Source organism: Ensifer sp. M14 (assembly GCF_003355565.1).
GTDB lineage: Bacteria > Pseudomonadota > Alphaproteobacteria > Rhizobiales > Rhizobiaceae > Ensifer.
Genome location: NZ_QJNR01000018.1, coordinates 116,818 through 134,008, shown reverse-complemented (window position 1 = coordinate 134,008; position 17,191 = coordinate 116,818). Strand labels below are relative to the sequence as shown.

Sequence of the window (17,191 nt, the reverse complement as noted above, 5' to 3'; positions counted from 1 at the left end):
GGATGAACATTGCCCTCGAAGCACCATACCTGCCGCTAGCCGGCAAGCGACTGCGGCAGGAAACGTCCCGCGATGACCGCATCAAGTTTGGCCTCATGGCCGTCATCGGGCTCTACCTGGTCGTCGCCCTGGGTGCGCCGCTTTTCGTCATGCTGTCGAAATCGCTGTCGACCTATCGCTTCGATCTCGCGGCCTTCGAGTTTCAGGTCAGCGACGAAACGGGCGCGAAATGGGGTCCGGTCGTGACGGCGGATGCCCTCAACAGGACGCTTGGCGCTGTCGCGGAAGGTGACCTTGCGAGCAGCACCGATGGCCGGCTCGCAGCCACAAAATTCTTCCCGGACTTCAGCTTCCGCAGCCCCGTCCACTACCGTATTCGTGGCACCACGGATGATGCGGCCTTTCTCGCGGGTTCGACGCTGGAGAAAGGCACCGAATGGCGTGAATACGATTCCGGCACCTTCAGGCGCATTATGCTGAGGCCGGCACGAACGCTCGGCCTCGACAATTTCAAGACCTATTTTTCGACGCCGGCACTTGCCCGCTCGATCTATAACTCGGTGCTGATGGCGGCGATCAGTACGGTGGTGACGATCTCCATCGCCTTCGCTCTTGCCTATGGGCTGACGCGCAGTTGCATGCCACTCAAAGGCCTGTTCCGCGGCATCCTCGCCATCCCGATCCTCGTTCCGTCGCTCTTGCCCGGCATCGCGCTCGTATACCTCTTCGGCAACCAGGGTATCTTCAAGGATTGGCTTCTCGGCTACTCGATCTACGGCCCGATCGGCATCGTCATAGGCTCGGTCTTTTTTACCCTGCCGCATGCCTTTCTGATTATCCTGACCGCGCTCTCCATCGCAGATGCCCGCCACTACGAAGCTGCCGCATCGCTCAAGGCCAGCAAGTGGCGCACGTTCACGACCGTCACCTTACCAGGCGCCCGCTTTGGTCTCGTCTCGGCCGCTTTTGTCGTCTTCACGCTTGTCATCACCGATTTCGGGTTGCCCAAGGTGATCGGCGGTCAATATGGCATGCTCGCCGTCGATATCTACAAGCAGGTGATCGGCCAGCAGAATTTCGAGATGGGGGCGGTCGTTTCGGTCATTCTGCTGGTCCCCGCGATCCTCGCCTTCGCCGTCGACCGCCGCATGCAGAAGCGCCAGGTGGCGCTGCTTTCGGCGCGGGCGGTGCCCTATGTGCCCAAGCCCAATGTCCGCATGGACACAATCTGTTTTGCCTTCGCATGCCTCGTCAGCTTCTTCATCCTCGGCATGATCGCCATGTGCCAGATCGCAGCGGTCGTGAAGTTCTGGCCCTACGACCTGACCCTGACCGCGAAGAATTTCGCCTTTGACCTGATGGACGGCGGCGGCTGGTCTGCTTATGCCAACTCGATCAGGCTTGCGCTGCTGACAGCGTTGTTCGGTTCGGTAATCGTCTTCGCCGGCGCCTATATGGTGGAGAAGGCGGATGCTTTCCGCTTCGGCCGGAACGTCTTCCATTTTCTGGCGATGATGCCGATGGCCGTGCCGGGCATGGTGCTCGGACTTGCCTACATCTTCTTCTTCAACAATCCGGCCAATCCGCTCAACGCCATCTACGGCACGATGACGATCCTCGTCGTCTCGACGGTCACGCACTTCTATACCGTCGCGCACCTGACGGCGCTCACGGCGCTGAAGCAGATGGATCCGGAATTCGAATCCGTCGCTGCCTCCTTGAAGCAGCCCTTCCACCGGCTGTTCTTCCGCGTAACTTTGCCAGTCTGTCTGCCGGCGATCCTCAACATCGCGATCTATCTCTTCGTCAATGCCATGACGACGGTCTCGGCGGTGGTCTTCCTCTATGCTTCCGATACCAAGCTTGCCTCGGTCGCCGTGCTCAACATGGATGATGCGGGCGATATCGCACCGGCGGCGGCCATGGGCATGATGATCTTCTATACCAACGTCGCCGCCAAGCTCATCCATGCGCTGCTCGCCCGTGGTCTGTTGGCCCGTACGCAGGCCTGGCGATAAGCTGACACATCGCGGGAGGAGGTTTCCCCCTTCGCCCGCGTGCCGCCGCCTCTGGTAAGTCAAACGTGTTGGATTGAGACTGATACGTCGGTCACACGAATTGGTGTGATGTTGTTCGTGGAGAACCGAACGAGGACGTCGACCGGCAGATCCGTGGTGATTGGCCTCGCAGTGATAGCACTCGCGATTGTTCTCGACGACCACCTTCCAATTCACTTCAAGTTCGCTGTCGCGGATCAGGGCGAGCTTGGCCCTTGCGATGCCCTGCGACTTCAGGATCGGTGACAGGTGGTCGCGTGCCGAATTCCTCGCACATGATCGGCGCGCCGATGAGCCATCCGTCATGTCGTCTTGCTCGGCCGTGCAGCACTTGTCGAGCGTGAACTTTCGACCGGCTTGCTGGTGGAGCCTTTCGATGTCCGGCTTCAAGCCGCCGGGTCATACTCGTTCCTGACGTCGAGGCCCGAGGCGAAACTGCCGAAAGTCAGGGCATTTCGGGATTGGCTGTCCGAAATGACCGCGAGGTAGGGGGCTCAAGAAAGTTGACCGCAACTCGCCTCGCGCGTCAAAGACCGAGCAGTTGCGAAGAACGCCTGGATTGACTTGCTGTTGCGGCGATCCTTCAGGCAGATCAGCTTTTCATGCATCGAAAGGGGTTGGTGTTCGAGCGCGATTTTTACCAGCCGTGGATCGTTGTCGAACTCCGCCTCCGAAACGATCCCAAGACCCGCGCCGGCGGCAACGATCCGCCGGACGGCTTCGCGGCCTTCGGCCTCAATTGCAAAGCGGAGGGGCACGCCTTGTGCCTCGGCGAGCTTCTCGAACATCTGCCTGGTTCGTGAACCCTGCTCACGCATGACCAGAGGCCATGCGCTCAGCGCTTCGAGGGGGACGCTCTCCCGCGTCGCAAGGGGATGAGAGCGCGCGGCGAAGAGGACAACAGGGGAGACATTGAGCGAAAAAACGTCGAACGGGCGCTCGTCGAGCAGTTCGCCGAGGACGCCGATATCCACGTCATAGGCAAGCAGAGCCTCCACGATGCTGTGAGAATTGCCGCCTACGATCTTGATCTGGATGCCGGGAAACCGCTCCTGGAAAACGGTAAGGACGTCCAGCACATGATCGACCGAATCGGCGGCAATCCTGAGTGCGCCTGCCCGCAGCGATCGTTCTTCCTGCAGGACGTCGAGCGCCTCGCCTTCGGCATCGAAGAGGCGACGGGTCGTCACAAGGAGCCGGGAGCCCGCGGGCGTCAACTCGATTTGCCGACGTTTTCGCACAAATAGGGCAACGTCATACTCCTCTTCCAGCCAGCGCACCTGGTCAGAGATGGCCGGTTGCGTGAGGTGCAAGGCGCGCGCGGCCAGAGAAAAGCTGCCGGCGAGAGCCACGTGGTGGAAAGCCCGAAGCTGGACATAACGCATGAGAGGACAAGACCGTTGGTGTGAGATTTCTATGTATCGAGAAAATCTTAATTCGTTGCGATAATATCGATTTTAATCCGCTCCCGATAGATGCGATAGGTTACGCGTCCAAGCACAATATCGCGTCGATCGGAGAGAAGATGAGAGCCACAGCAGCCGCATTGGTTCACACGGAGGGCGAAGCCAACACCTCGCCAGCGAGGCGGACTTGGAACGCTCGGGTCAGCGATGAGCGGACGACATCGCTGGTGGCACGGGACGCAGATGCGTTTCTCCACCAGAGCCTTTCCAGCCCCTGCCTGACGGCCATCGCCAAAGCGGAGGGCATCTGGATCGAGGATACCGCTGGCCGCCGCTACATGGACTTCCATGGCAACAGCGTCCACCATATCGGCTACGGGCATCCCCGGCTGAAACAGGCGATCAAGGCCCAGATCGACGACTTGTGTTTCGCGCCGCGGCGTTTCACCTGCGAACCCGCCGTCGAGCTTGCAGAAACACTGGGTCGACTGGCGCCAGGCGATCTCGGCAAGGTGCTGTTTACCACGGGCGGTTCAGATGCGATCGAGGTCGCGCTGAAGCTGGCGCGCGCTGCGACCGGTCGCTTCAAGACTCTTTCTTTCTGGGATGCCTTCCATGGTGCGGGGTTTGGTGCGTCGAGCGTCGGCGGCGAGGCCACCTTTCGCTCGGGTATCGCCGGGCCGTTGTTGCCAGGCGCCGAACATGTCGCGCCCTGGGCCAACCGTCATTGCGCCTATGGCCAGGACACGCTCGAAGCTTCTGCCCGCGCCTGCGCCAGCATGATCTCCTATGTGCTCGCCCGCGAAGGCGATTTTGCCGCGCTGGTCGCCGAGCCCATGCGGGCAACGCCCAATCCGCCGGCGCCGGGCTTCTGGAAACAGGTACGCGAGGCCTGCGATCGGCACGGAACCCTGCTGATTTTCGACGAAATTCCGACGGGCCTCGGCAAGACCGGGCGTTTTTTCGCCTGCGAGCATGACGACGTCGTCCCCGATATACTCGTACTCGGCAAGGCACTCGGTGGCGGCATCCTGCCGATCGCCGGCGTGGTCGCCCGGCGCGATCTGGACGTGGCGGGCGACTATGCCATCGGCCACTACACCCATGAAAAAAACCCGGTGACGACACGTGCGGCGCTGACCACCATTTCGATCATCGTCGAGGAGGGACTTGCAGAGAGGGCGGTCGAACTCGGGGGGTATGCGATGGAGCGGCTGAGCGCATTCGGCGAACGCTGCACTGCGGTCGGCGATGTCCGCGGCCGCGGCCTGCTGTTCGGCGTCGAACTCGTTCGCGATCGCGTCGATTTTGCGCCGGACAATGCGCTGGCCGAACGCGCCTATTATCGCTGTCTCGATGCAGGGCTGAGCCTGAAGATCAGCGGGGGCAACGTCATGACGCTCTCGCCGCCGCTGGTGATCGCTCGCGAGGAGCTCGATTGGGCGCTGACGATCGTCGAACAGTCGATCCTTGCGGGTTGACGGGATCGACATCGGACAAACCGGGAGCAATGCGATGAAAGCCGTTCGCACGGATCAGGAACTCGAATGTCCGGAAATCGACGCGGGGCTGCGGGCGCGCGGCGTCGAACTCGTCACGCTGCCCGGCGGCGTCTCCCCGGACAGGTTGATGCGCGAGGTGGCGGACGCGGATCTGCTGCTGACCTGCTACACGCCGATCACCGCCGGCATCATCGCTCAGTCAACGCGCCTGAAAGGCATCGTGAAATATGGCGTCGGTATCGACGCAATCGACATACCGGCCGCCATGGCGCGGGGCATCCCCGTCGTCAACGTGCCGGACTACGCGGAGGAGACCGTCGCCGAGGCGGCCTTCGCCCTGATGATTGCGCTTGCGCGGCGCCTGCCGGAGATTGGGCAGGCGGTGGAACACGAGGGCTGGATATGGCCGGAGCGGCGCTGGCTCGGCCACGACATCGCGGGCGCGACGGTCGGGTTGGTGGGCACCGGAAGGATCGGCCGCAGCATGGCGCGCATGGCGGGAGCCGGTTTCCGCGCGCGCATTCTCGGCTACGATCCGCATGTCGAAGCGTCGGTCATGGCAGGATACGGGATCGAGAAGGTCGACGATCTTCACGCGATGCTGCGGCAAAGTGATTTCGTTTCGCTGCACACCATTTTGAACGCATCGACGCGCCATCTGATCGGCACGGCGGAGCTTGCCTGCATGAAATCGACAGCGGTTCTGGTCAATGTTTCGCGTGGGGCGCTCATCGACGAGGCGGCGTTGGTCGAAGCGGTGCTGGCAGATCGTCTCAAAGGCGTCGCGCTGGACGTTTATGGTCAAGAGCCACTGGCGAGGGAAGGGCATCCCCTCAGCGCCCTCTTCGGACGTCCCGATGTTATCCTCTTTCCGCACCTGGCATTCTTCACCAGCGAGGCGATGCAGCGGCTTTCGCAGGAGACGCTGGCCCGTTGCTGCGAGCTCCTGGAAAGCCGGCCTGTGACAATCCGGTCGCACGACCCACGCCTGCGTGCACAGGCGCGCAACGTCCTGTTCGTTTGATGCATTCTCGCATGTCGTCGCTTGCCCCTGCCCAAGGACGTCGCAGCGGTCGATTCTGACGCGTCGGATACGGTGTCGACGCCGGGTATCAGGCGACGCGACGCTCCTCCGAGACCGTTCGTCTCTCCTCGCCGTCCGAAAGGGCGCGGCGGCGGCGCTCCAGTTCCGCCGTGCGCGTGTGCTGCGGTGTGTAGCCATATGTCTCCCGGTAGGTCCGGGAGAAATGCGACGCCGAGGAGAATCCGCAGGCCACCGCGATCTCGAAGACCGGAAGCGTCGAATTGACGAGAAACAGGTGCGCGCGCTCCAACCGCATCTGGAGATAGTAGCGTTTGGGGGAGCGCCCCATCTCTCGCTTGAACAGGCGTTCGACCTGGCGGCGCGACAGGCCTGTCGATGGTGTCATTTCGGCAAGTTTCAACGGTTCGGCTATGTTCGCCTCCATCTGCTCGATAATGTCGATCAGCAGACGGTTGTCGATGCCGACCCGGGTCTGAAGCGGCAGCCGCTGGCGTTCTCCAGCCCTGCGCACGTGCTCCGACAGCGCTACTTCGCAAACGCGGTTTGCCACGTCGCGGCCGAGGTCGTCCTCGACGATGCGCAGGAACATGTCGAACGGGGCATTGCCGCCGGCGCAGGTGTAGAGCTCGCCGTCGATCTCGAATGCCGTCTGGCGGGCTTTCGTTTCGAAGAACCGCTCGGAGAAATCAGGAAAGTGTTCCCAGTGTACGGCGCAGCGACGCCCGCCTAGCAGGCCGGCGCGCGCGAGGCTGTAGAGGCCGCCTGCGAGCCCGGCGATGGGGATCCGGCCTCGCCGCGACATCCGCAGCCAGCCTTCGGCCTTTCCGTCCGCTGGAGGAACAGCGCTGCCGCCGCAGACAACGGTCATGTGAGCACGATCTAGCTGCTGCAGTCCGTCCTGTTCCGACGTGAGCGCTCCATCGGCCGCCACGCGCATCCCGCAGCTTGATCGCCCCGGTTGGCCGTCACGTGTCAGCAGACGCCAGCTGTAATAGGGCCTGCCCATCACGTCGTTGGCGAGCCGCAGCGGCTCGAGTGCGGAGCTGAATGCGTGCTGGGTGTAGCCGTCGAGAAGGTAGAAGGTAAACCGGCGGCCTTGTGTGCATGCCTTCTGCACTGCCCTTCCTCCTTTTGAGTTCATCGGCGCTAGGTACATGATGCAAATAATAGTTACATTATGCAACATAAATAGACTTCCCGGTGCGTAATTTTGCGTGACCGCGCGATTGGGCCGGGTTCACTGCGCAAAACACGACTCAATCAGGCGATGTCTCGTCCTGAGAGGCACATCTTGTCAAAACGCCGAAAATGGTCGCAGATAACGACATGTCAGATAGTCAAAGCGCTCGCGCCCTCGCTCCCCGCCGCCATGGCGAGATCCTCCGCCGTCTGGTCTCCGATGGCACTGTCAGCATTACAGAACTTGCCGACCATTTCGACGTGTCGCGGCAGACGATCCGGCGTGACCTGAAACATCTGGCGGAGCGCGGCCAGTTGGATCTCGTTCATGGCGGGGCGACGTTGTTCGAGCCGACCGAAGCTGCCTTCACCGAAAGGCGAGGTGAGAACGCGTCGGCTAAGGCATCCATCGGCAGGGCCGCAGCAGCTCTCGTGCGCGACGGAATGGTGGTGTTTCTCGACTCGGGCACCACCACGCTTGCCGTGGCACATGCGCTGACGGACCGGAAAGATCTAACGATTTGTACCACTTCGCTGTCAATCGCGCTGCAGATGTGTCGTCAGCCGCAGGTGCGGGTGCATATGCTTGGGGGCGAGATCGATCCGGCGGAAGAGGCGGCCGTCGGCATCGACGCGCTCGAGGCAATCAGCCACTTCCGGGTGGATGTGGCGTTCCTCGGTGGCGGCGGATTGTCCCCTGACGGTGAAGTGACGGACTTTACCCGCAACGGCGCGGAGCAGCGCTCGCGCATGACGGCGACGGCGGGCAAAGCATATTTCGTGCTCGACAGCTCGAAGTTCGGCCGGCTGACTCCGCTGCGGATTCCTAGATTCGAACTTGCAACCGGCGTGATTGTCGATCGGCGCCCGCCGGAGGCGATCTGCGAGGCGCTGAAGCGCAAGGGGCCGACCGTGATTGTTGCAGAGTGATGTAGTGTAATTCTTTGTAACATTTTGTCTTGTTATTTGCACTTCCGTTGTTATGGTGTGGCCTTCCATCGCTTCGGGAGGTCGTTTCATGGCTCAGAATTTTCCAACGCAGGCACAGGTCGTCATCGTCGGTGGCGGAATTATCGGCTGTTCGGTCGCCTATCACCTGACCAGGCTCGGCTGGACGGACGTCGTACTCTTGGAGCAGGGGCAATTGAGCGGCGGCACCACCTGGCACGCGGCCGGCCTTGTCGGCCAGCTGCGCAGCCACGCGAACATGACGAGCCTCATCAAATATTCGACACAGCTCTATAGCGAACTGGAGGCGGAAACAGGGCTTGCCACCGGCTGGAAGAACTGCGGTTCCGTTTCGGTGGCAAGATCTACCGACCGGATGACGGTGCTGAAGCGCACCGCCGCGTCCGCCCGCGCCCAGGGCGTCGCCATCGAGGTGATCTCGGCAAAGGAGGCCCAGGATCTCTGGCCGGTGATGGCGATCGACGATCTGGCGGGCGCCGTCTGGCTGCCCGGCGACGGCAAGGCCAACCCGATAGACCTGACCCAGTCGCTGGCAAAGGGGGCACGCAACCGCGGTGCTCGCATCATCGAGCGCGTCCGCGTGACCGGGATTTCTGTTGCCGATGGGGTCGTGACCGGCGTCGAAACCGACCAGGGGACGATCTCAGCCGAGATCGTCGTCAATTGCGCCGGCCAATGGGCGCGCAAGGTCGGGCTGATGTGCGGCGTATCGGTGCCGCTGCATTCGGCCGAGCACATGTACATCGTCACCGGCAGGATCGAAGGCGTGCATCCGGATCTGCCGGTCATGCGCGATCCCGACGGCTATATCTACTTCAAGGAAGAGGTCGGGGGGCTGGTCATGGGCGGTTTCGAGCCGGAGGCGAAACCGTGGGGCATGGCGGGCATTCCCGACGATTTCGAATTCGCCTTGCTGCCCGACGACTGGGACCAGTTCGAAATCCTGATGCAGAACGCCCTGCAGCGTGTGCCGCAGTTGGCGACAGCAGAGGTGAAGAAGTTTTACAATGGTCCTGAAAGCTTTACGCCGGACAACAACTTCATGCTCGGCGAGGCGCCGGAGCTGAAGAATTTCTACGTCGGCGCCGGCTTCAACTCGATGGGCATTGCCAGTGCCGGGGGCGCCGGCCGGGCGCTGGCCGAATGGATCGTCAACGGCGCGCCGACAATGGATCTCTGGCCGGTGGATATCCGCCGCTTCGCAAACTTCAACAACAATCCGCGCTGGCTGCATGACCGCGTCAAGGAGACGCTCGGGCTGCACTACGCCATGCCCTGGCCCAATCGCGAGCTGGATACGGCGCGTCCCTTCCGCCGCTCGCCGCTCTATGACCGGCTGGCGGCCAAGGGCGCCTGCTTCGGTTCGAAGATGGGCTGGGAGCGCGCCAACTGGTTTCCGACCGAGGGCGAAAAGCCGGTCACGGATTATGCCTTCGGCCGGCAGAACTGGCACGAAGCGGTCAAGCGCGAGATGAAGGCGACGCGCGAGGCGGCCGGCATCTTCGATCAGACCTCCTTCGCCAAGCTTCTCATCCAAGGCCGGGATGCCGCGGTCGCCCTCAACCGTATTTGCGCGGCCGATATCGACGTTACCATCGGCCGATCCATCTATACCGGGCTCCTGAACGATCGCGGCGGCTATGAGAGCGACCTGACGGTCATGCGTCTTGCGACCGACCGCTTTCTTCTCGTCACCGGTTCGGCGCAAGCGGTGCACGATGCGGACTGGATCCGCAAGAACCTGACGGCAGACGCCCATGTGACGCTCACCGACGTTACCTCGGCCTATTCAGTCCTGGCGCTGATGGGGCCGAAGTCCCGCGATATTCTCACCCGTCTTACCTCTGCTGACCTTTCCAACGAAAGCTTCCCCTTCGCCACGATCCGCGAAATCGACATCGGCTACGCCACGGCCTATGCCAACCGCATGACCTATGTCGGCGAACTCGGCTGGGAACTGATCGTCCCGACAGAGTTCGCCGTGGGTGTCTACGAGGCGCTGCACGATGTCGGACGCGATTTTGGGCTGACCGATTGCGGCTATTATGCGCTGGAGGCGCTCCGGCTGGAAAAGGGCTATCGCGCCTGGAGCCGCGAGCTGACGCCGGATATCACCCCTTACGAGGCGGGGCTTGCCTTCGCGCTTTCGCTCGACAAACCGGGCGGCTTCATCGGCCGCGACGCGGTGATCGCCGCAAAGGCGCGGGGCGTGCCCACGCGGCGCATCGTCCAGTTTACCGTCAATGATCCGTCGCCGATGTTATGGGGCGGCGAGCTCGTCCTTCGCGATGGCAAGCCGGTTGGCGAAGTCCGCTCGGCCGCCTACGGGCACACGCTCGGCCGTTCCGTCGCACTTGGGCTCATTGAACACTCCTCGGGCATCAGCAAGGAGTTCCTGGAAGGGGGCCGCTTCGAAGTCGAGGTCGCCGGTGTCCGGTTCACAGCGACAGCGCACCGATCGCCGGCCTACGATCCGACGGGCTCGCGCGTCAAAGCATAGGCCTCGGCGGCGACTGGCGAAGCTTCCGGTGCTTCGCCAGCCTGTCGGCATCAGGAGGCGTTGGCCGGTCGAAACCGGCGGGGAAACCCGCACGCGTCACTGCGCTAATATGTGCTGAAATCAAGCTATAGCGCGCGCGGGCGACATGATCGCATGCATCTCGCCGTATATGCCCGCAGCAATGTCGGTGCGCGTCATCGCCATATGCAGATTGGCCGCGACGAAACCTGTCGGGTTTCCGCAGTCGAATGTCCGGCCGGCAAATTCGAAGGCACGGATCTCCTGATTTGCCATCAGCGTGATCATGGCGTCGGTCAGTTGGATCTCGCCGCCAGCACCCGGTGTCTGGTTCTCGAGGATCGAGAAGATCTCGGGTTGCAAAATGTAGCGGCCGGAAATGAACAGGTTGCTTGGCGCTGTCCCCGGGGCAGGTTTTTCTACAAGACCGTCGACCAGCGCACCGGCCCTCGTCTGCTTCAGGGAAACGATGCCGAACTTGTGGGCCTCTTCCGGCAAGCACCGTTCAACCGCCACCACATTGCCGCCGTGCCGCTGGTAAAGATCCGTCATGGATTTGAGGCAAGGCTCGTGATCGACCATCAGCATGTCAGGCAGCAGAACCGCGAAAGGTTCGTCGCCGACGATGTGACGCGCAGTCCAGACTGCGTGTCCAAGACCACGGGCCTGTTGCTGGCGCACAAACGAGATACTTCCCGCATCGGGCGTTGCCGTCGCCAACCGGTCGGCCAGCGGGTTCTTGCCGGCCTTGCGAAGCGTGGCGTCGACCTCGAATGCGTGATCGAAGTAGTCTTCGATTGCACCTTTCATGCGTCCGGTGACGATGATCACGTGTTCGATTCCTGCGGCAAACGCCTCGCTGACGATGTAGTCGAGGATGGGGCGGTCGACGATCGGTAGCAGTTCCTTGGGAACGCTTTTCGTCGCCGGCAGCATTCGGGTGCCGAACCCGGCGGCCGGGATGATCGCCTTGCGCACCTTGTTCGGGATTTTCGCGTTTTGCATATTCACACCTCTTCGCTTCAAGCAACTCGGGAGATTTTCGACTGTGGGGTCGTGAGAATGTCGTGCATCTTATGCGCGACACCATTTTCGGAGAGGAACCGGCACATTTCGCCATAGGTGTGGAACCAGGCACGGTTGTACCGGTCGAAAAGGGCTTGGTCCCAATAGTCCTCAAGGCAGAACGCCGTCTGCCCGAAGACGTGGAAACTCGGGATCTTGAATGTGTCCGAGAATTCGGCCGTCCGGCTGTCATAGGTGCAGTAGATCGAGGGGACCCCGTTCGCCAGCGCCATCAGGTTGCCGTGCAGGCGGTAGCCGAGCACCAGATCCTGGGCGCGGATCAACCGTTCGTAGTCGGCAACGACATCGGAATAGAAAAGCCTTTGCCGGTAGAGGTCCAGCATCGTCTCATCGAGGTACCACGATGATGTCCAATGGTCGGCCTTGAGCGCCGTGATCGCTTCTTCGCGTTGTGCCTCGTCACCCAGCACGAGCTTCTTTTCCTCGACCTCGCCTTGCGCCAAAAGCACCGTCTCGAAGCGTCCGGCCGTGGCTTTCACCAGATCACGATGGAAAGTGAGATAACGCTCGATGTCCTTGGCGTAGGCGCTTGAGACTTCTCGCCGGACAGTGACACCGACGTTGCGGACCTGCTCCAACGGCGGCAGCGTGATGCGCAGTTCCGGGTCGTTCCGCCGGAAGGCGGTGGGGCAACCGACAATTCTGATGTTGCGGATGCCAAGGCTCCAGAGAACGTCGGCCGAATAGGCCCCACGCACACCGATCGTCGTCGTCGATTCAGACATCAACTGCAGCACGGTGCGGGTGTCGTCGGAGATCCTGATTTTTCCGTCCACCGGCGCCTGTGCGCCAATACCGAAGCCGATGATGGGCAGGCCGAGCGCCTTCAGAACCGTCGCTGCCGCTTCCCAGTCCATGGCATCGTGAATGTAGTTCGATCCGCGCAGGAACACGTAGTCGTATTCCTCCCGAAGACGGGCGATCTCGCGTGGCCTGAACTCTGATATCTCCAGAACACCGAGTTTTTCGAAACGCAGCAGCTTCAGCGACGAGTCGAAGACGAACGCATCGCCCATATTGTGGTAGGTATCGATGTGAGACGAGATGTCCCAGTGTTGATACCAGCGAACGCTGTCATGTGCGTAGACCTCGCCGGCGGGGATCATGACCAAAATGCGTGCCAAAAGCCTATTCCGTCGTTGGAACTGTCACGAGACGCGATGTTCGCGCTGCGCGGCACTGGTTTTTTCGCTGAGCAGGCTGCGATAGACGTTGAGGTGTTCGCGCGCACAATCCTCGGCGCTGAAGGGGCCTCGCATGGTGCTGCGCAAACGGCCCCAGACCGTGTCGTCGTTCAGGACCTCGACGATCCGATCCGCAAGGTGCTGGCCGTTGCCGGCGCGGAAATGCAGTCCATCGACACCATCGCGGACTTTTTCGGCCATGCCGCCTATGTCGGAGCAGATGAGCGGGCGGCGGTGCAGCAGCGCTTCCTGAATGACGACGGGCGAGTTCTCCCACCAGATCGATGGAAAGATCACCCAATCGACGGAGCGCATGAGCTTTGGCAGATCCGCATTCTGGTAGCTGCCGTAGAAGCGGACGCGCCGACCGGCTCGCTCGATCAGCTTTTTCATCCGCTCCTGGAATTCGACCGGCTGGCGCTCGAGATTGGCGCCGAAGATCATCAGATAGGCGTCGTCACCCCATATCTCATCGGGCACCCGGCCGACGGCATCGATCAGCACGTCCACGCCCTTGAACGGCGTCATCTGGCCGAAGAACGCGAAGCGATTGCGACGGCCGTCGCTTCGCGTAACGTCGCGGACAGGAGCCGCTTCCTTCCCCATGATCCCATTTTCGATGACCCGAATGCGCTGCCCGTCGATCCCCCACTCGGCGTAGCGCTTGGCGAGAAAAGCGCTCGGCGAAACGAATGCATCGACCATGTCGAGGAGCATGGTGCGCACGAGCGCCTCGCGCCGCAGGAACCTTGATGCTGGGATATCCGGAAAACAGCTGTTGCAGGCCGTGGGCGAGGCCTGCTCGCAGAGCTGGCCTGTCGGTCGCTTCACCATCTGACCGTGGTTGTGGCAGATCGGGACGAATTCATGCAGCGTGAGAAGGATTGCGGCGTCGGGCAGAGCGTTGCGCACGGCATAAAGGGCTTCGAGGCCAAAACCGAGAACGTGATGGAAATGAATCACATCCGGTTTGACATCGCGGACGAACCGCAGCAGATCGCGCTCAATCGCTTCGACATCCTCATTCGCCAGGTGAAAATGATCATAGGCATCCGTGTGGAACAACACCTCTTCCTGTGGCAAACGGGCACTCATGAGCGCCGATGACGCGTGTCGTTGAAGTGGAGGGGAGGCCGCCGCGAGATACACGGATTCGACATTCTCCATCGCGTTCAGGCTGCGATGCAGGTTATGCGAGGCGACCTCCGCCCCACCGAGCGAAAACGTGGGATGTGCATGCGAGATCACCAGGACGCGAAGCTTTTGCCCCATCATGCGGAAATCCTGTCAAATGAATGATGGCTCTCATGGCCGTTTCGCCACCGTGACTTAAGTATCTCGACGTCGATGCGTTCGGCGAGGGCGGCAAGCTTGCCGTTCTGCTCTCCCGACATCGGCTCGTCGCAGCCGAGCATTTGGATCGACGGCAGCAACCAGGCGGCAATGCCTGCCTGGTTGATCCTCAGGCCGATCTCGCGCGCCTTCTGTTTTGAACCGAGATAGACGCCGCAATCACGCATCGCATCCTTCAGGACTGCGCGCGGCATGATGCAGCATTCGAGCGACGCAATGTCGACGCGCGTCAATTGCAGCGCCGCAATCGCCATCAACGGATAACCGGCGTAGCGATCGAGCAGCAGCTGGTCGCCACCCTCGGAAAGCCAGCTCCCGGCCCATTTCACCGAATGATCGTCGTAGGCAAGCATCGGCGAAATCACGCTTCCAACGTGGTCCACTCCGACCGCCGTCAGTGCGCCGTACCACCCCTTGGCCGCCGGGACGAGTGACCCAGACATGGTGACAACGGTCTCGCATGAAACCTCTGCTGCCCCAACCGACAGGAGATCGAACCGATCGAGCGCTCCGGTTGCACAGACCAGTCTGACTGAAAGCCGGTAAAACCGTGCCAACTGTCGCAATCGCACAAGATCCCGTTGGAAGGTGGGCTTGCTCACGACGATCACAAGCGGCGCGCAGCGGGTCTGCGGATCGAGCGCGAGCAACGCAAGCAGCGGGCCGACTTCCGGCATGCCGACAGTGGAGCCGACGATTATAGGGATGCCGGTATTCTCGTCGAACTGCCCGATGTCGACAACCGTTTCCATGCGGGGCGCGGCGACGGCGGCGTTGCAAAGCAGCGGAACGATCTGGTGATCGACAATCGCCGGCAGTGCCCAGTTGGCCGCATCGAACAGCGACAGTTGTTGGAGTGCGGCCCTTCGGGCAGGCAACCGCTTGGGCATCAGGGGCAGAAAGGCACGGCGCCCGTCTCGCAAGCTGAGTTCCAGAAAAGGCGCTGCGTCGGGTTTGCCACCAGACAGTTTGGCATGGGCGACAAATCCGTGGGCTTGATCGTCGCTGTCGAGCGACGCCCGGAACGCGGGTTGATCGGCGAAGCTTTGCGAAACGTCGATCCGATCGAGCCGCGTCCACCTGTCGTCGAGCCTGGCCTCTCCGCCAGGCCGCCGTAGCTTGACAGCCAGAACGTGGTGCTCCGGGTCGAGCAGCCAGCCGGAAATCAACATGTCGCTGTCATCGGTCTCGAAGACCCGGTCGACGTCCATGCGAACCGGGACGGGGAGGCTCGATACCGTATCCTTGCCGGTAAAGCCGTTGGCCGCGGACCGCAAGCGCAGCATGACCTCCGGCGTCGCCCGGGCTTCGAGCAGCACAGAGCGGATATGGTCCGGGGTGTCCAGGGCCGCGCTGACCTGCACGCGAGAATGGGCCGGCGTCATGTGCCAGCCGCCACCGGCGTTGTATATGACACCTTTGAGCGTGTCGGCGCGCACCCTTCCGTCTGTCTCGAGAACGGCGATGAAGCCCAGTTCGCCGTCCGGTATATCGGGCCGCGCAAAACTGGCGACGAAACAATCGGCGACAGTCGTTGCGCCGGCAAGAAGATAGGCTTGGAAACGTCCGGGAACGAACGCGCGGCTCCAGCCCATGATGACGATGACGCCGTCATGGGTCTCGCCGACCAGTTCGATGAAGCCGTCGGATGGCTGCAGCGCCCGGATCAGGGAAAGTCCGGCAGAAACCCTGCCGCGGTTCGTCGGCTGTGCCATGAGCTGGTCGGCGAGGCGACTGATGACCGCGACGGTCTCTCCTGCAGCGGTCTGCGCGATGAGGGCTGCCGCTTCTTCGGTCGAGATCTGTCTTGGCGCGACGATGAAACGCTCACGCGTGCGCCCGTCATCAACGTCGACCATGGTGATAGGCGTGCCGGCGTTTGGCTGCGTCAGAAGTGCTGCGAAACCGTGCGTCGCTGAAGGCGACGACGCCGGCAAGGCCCAGTTTGCTACAAAGGCGGCGTCCTGCGCGGACAATGCGCCATCAGCCCTGACCGAAAGCGCATGGCCCCTCGGACGGCCGCTGCCAAGGATGAGCACGGTGTCTGGATCAATCCGACAGCAAATGGCTCGGCCCTTCCCGAAGCGCACGGACTTAGCCACAGTTGGGGAACCGGTGGGACCATAGGGCTTTTCGTCGATTGCCGTTGCCTGCCGCATGATCATCTCGCCAGCAAGGTCAGCAGCGCGCCCGCTGCAAACCCCATGAGAACGAAGAGAAGCAGCACAAGCGGCTTGGTGTCGCCGCCCGCCCGCTTCTGCAGAGCGGCAAGTGTCTTCTCCATACCAGCCACGACGCCATCCATCCGCAACAGGTGCACGTCCAGTTCGTCAAGCCGCTGGCTCACATCGGCACGAAGGCCGTCGATGCCGGCGCTCGGGTCTTCGGCGCCGTCGCCCTCCGCCGCATCCGCGCCGATATGAGGTACGCGCTGCAGCGAACGTTGAGAAATCTGCAGCTGCCGCTGCGCAGCCATCAGCACGTCCAGTTTGTCGAGCACCCTGGTCAACGGTGCGGCGATCAGCGCTTCTGCTGCTTGCTCGTCCGGTTGCGGCACGCGCAGAGGCTGGCCCGCGCCGTCTCCCGTGATCGCCATGACGACGAGATCGCGGCGGCGCTTCTGCACCGCCTCCGGCAGGGCAATCTCGAAAGCGTGCTTGCCGTCTCCGATCCCGTTTCGCTTGAGGTCCGGCCGGTTACGGTCGGCAATGGCTTCGGCGACCGGTGCGCCGTCGAGGAGGACGCGGACCTTCAGCCGTTGATCCGGGGCAGCGGGGTCGAACGCCCAGCCGAACAGACGTCCGCCATCGACGGCATCGACGCGGCCGTTGACCGGTTTGCCGCCATCGTTCTCAGGCGGCGTATCGAGTTTTTGTGCGACTTCAGCCATGA

At 62.1% G+C, this 17,191-nt stretch carries 12 protein-coding genes; 5 read left to right on the top strand and 7 right to left on the bottom strand.

Annotated elements, in window-relative coordinates; all coding sequences use genetic code 11:
* The first annotated feature begins 2 nt into the window (after positions 1–2).
* Entirely contained in the window at positions 3–2,018 is a 2,016-nt protein-coding gene (locus BLJAPNOD_RS33070) for a putative 2-aminoethylphosphonate ABC transporter permease subunit (RefSeq protein ID WP_115422942.1), read from the top strand.
* 533 nt (positions 2,019–2,551) lie between these two features.
* Here the strand turns inward: BLJAPNOD_RS33070 and BLJAPNOD_RS33060 are convergent.
* Positions 2,552–3,442: a LysR substrate-binding domain-containing protein gene (locus BLJAPNOD_RS33060; RefSeq protein ID WP_115422941.1), complete on the bottom strand. Its 891-nt coding sequence runs from the start codon at positions 3,440–3,442 to the stop codon at positions 2,552–2,554.
* Between the two features lie 140 nt (positions 3,443–3,582).
* Between BLJAPNOD_RS33060 and BLJAPNOD_RS33055 the strand changes: the two genes are divergently transcribed.
* Positions 3,583–4,944, top strand: coding sequence for an aspartate aminotransferase family protein (locus BLJAPNOD_RS33055; protein ID WP_115422940.1), 1,362 nt, complete (start codon positions 3,583–3,585; stop codon positions 4,942–4,944).
* 34 nt (positions 4,945–4,978) lie between these two features.
* Positions 4,979–5,989: a C-terminal binding protein gene (locus BLJAPNOD_RS33050; protein ID WP_115422939.1), complete on the top strand. Its 1,011-nt coding sequence runs from the start codon at positions 4,979–4,981 to the stop codon at positions 5,987–5,989.
* Positions 5,990–6,077: 88 nt separating this feature from the next.
* On the opposite strand, the gene BLJAPNOD_RS33045 is transcribed toward BLJAPNOD_RS33050, so the two are convergent.
* Positions 6,078–7,127, bottom strand: a complete 1,050-nt coding sequence (locus BLJAPNOD_RS33045) for a GlxA family transcriptional regulator (RefSeq protein ID WP_158556212.1) — start codon at positions 7,125–7,127, stop codon at positions 6,078–6,080.
* A gap of 209 nt (positions 7,128–7,336) precedes the next feature.
* Between BLJAPNOD_RS33045 and BLJAPNOD_RS33040 the strand changes: the two genes are divergently transcribed.
* Positions 7,337–8,119, top strand: a complete 783-nt coding sequence (locus tag BLJAPNOD_RS33040) for a DeoR/GlpR family DNA-binding transcription regulator (RefSeq protein WP_115423180.1) — start codon at positions 7,337–7,339, stop codon at positions 8,117–8,119.
* A gap of 88 nt (positions 8,120–8,207) precedes the next feature.
* Positions 8,208–10,658, top strand: coding sequence for an FAD-dependent oxidoreductase (locus BLJAPNOD_RS33035; protein ID WP_115422937.1), 2,451 nt, complete (start codon positions 8,208–8,210; stop codon positions 10,656–10,658).
* Between the two features lie 120 nt (positions 10,659–10,778).
* Here the strand turns inward: BLJAPNOD_RS33035 and galU are convergent, their stop codons facing one another.
* The 5 genes from galU to BLJAPNOD_RS33010 all read right to left on the bottom strand — a co-directional run bounded on the left by galU (position 10,779) and on the right by BLJAPNOD_RS33010 (position 17,189).
* Entirely contained in the window at positions 10,779–11,681 is a 903-nt protein-coding gene (gene galU / locus BLJAPNOD_RS33030) for a UTP--glucose-1-phosphate uridylyltransferase GalU (RefSeq protein WP_199566095.1), read from the bottom strand.
* Positions 11,682–11,698: 17 nt separating this feature from the next.
* Positions 11,699–12,886, bottom strand: a complete 1,188-nt coding sequence (locus BLJAPNOD_RS33025; protein ID WP_115422936.1) for a polysaccharide pyruvyl transferase family protein — start codon at positions 12,884–12,886, stop codon at positions 11,699–11,701.
* Between the two features lie 24 nt (positions 12,887–12,910).
* Positions 12,911–14,218 (bottom strand): glycosyltransferase family 4 protein, encoded by a 1,308-nt coding sequence (locus BLJAPNOD_RS33020; RefSeq protein WP_115422935.1) that lies wholly within the window; start codon positions 14,216–14,218, stop codon positions 12,911–12,913.
* On the bottom strand, positions 14,218–16,275 hold the full coding sequence (locus tag BLJAPNOD_RS33015) for a hypothetical protein (RefSeq protein WP_147294631.1): 2,058 nt from the start codon (positions 16,273–16,275) through the stop codon (positions 14,218–14,220). The genes BLJAPNOD_RS33020 and BLJAPNOD_RS33015 overlap by 1 nt, the downstream gene beginning before the upstream one ends.
* Before the next feature lie 185 nt (positions 16,276–16,460).
* A complete protein-coding gene (locus BLJAPNOD_RS33010; RefSeq protein WP_115422933.1) occupies positions 16,461–17,189 on the bottom strand; it encodes a hypothetical protein in 729 nt (242 codons plus the stop codon).
* Between the last annotated feature and the right edge of the window lie 2 nt (positions 17,190–17,191).

Bases quoted from the DNA above. Each gene is read 5' to 3' on its own strand.
- galU (WP_199566095.1), bottom strand. From the start codon at position 11,681: ATGCAAAACGCGAAAATCCCGAACAAGGTGCGCAAGGCGATCATCCCG.
- BLJAPNOD_RS33035 (WP_115422937.1), top strand. From the start codon at position 8,208: ATGGCTCAGAATTTTCCAACGCAGGCACAGGTCGTCATCGTCGGTGGC.
- BLJAPNOD_RS33060 (WP_115422941.1), bottom strand. From the start codon at position 3,442: ATGCGTTATGTCCAGCTTCGGGCTTTCCACCACGTGGCTCTCGCCGGC.
- BLJAPNOD_RS33050 (WP_115422939.1), top strand. From the start codon at position 4,979: ATGAAAGCCGTTCGCACGGATCAGGAACTCGAATGTCCGGAAATCGAC.
- BLJAPNOD_RS33020 (WP_115422935.1), bottom strand. From the start codon at position 14,218: ATGGGGCAAAAGCTTCGCGTCCTGGTGATCTCGCATGCACATCCCACG.
- BLJAPNOD_RS33010 (WP_115422933.1), bottom strand. From the start codon at position 17,189: ATGGCTGAAGTCGCACAAAAACTCGATACGCCGCCTGAGAACGATGGC.
- BLJAPNOD_RS33040 (WP_115423180.1), top strand. From the start codon at position 7,337: ATGTCAGATAGTCAAAGCGCTCGCGCCCTCGCTCCCCGCCGCCATGGC.
- BLJAPNOD_RS33055 (WP_115422940.1), top strand. From the start codon at position 3,583: ATGAGAGCCACAGCAGCCGCATTGGTTCACACGGAGGGCGAAGCCAAC.
- BLJAPNOD_RS33070 (WP_115422942.1), top strand. From the start codon at position 3: ATGAACATTGCCCTCGAAGCACCATACCTGCCGCTAGCCGGCAAGCGA.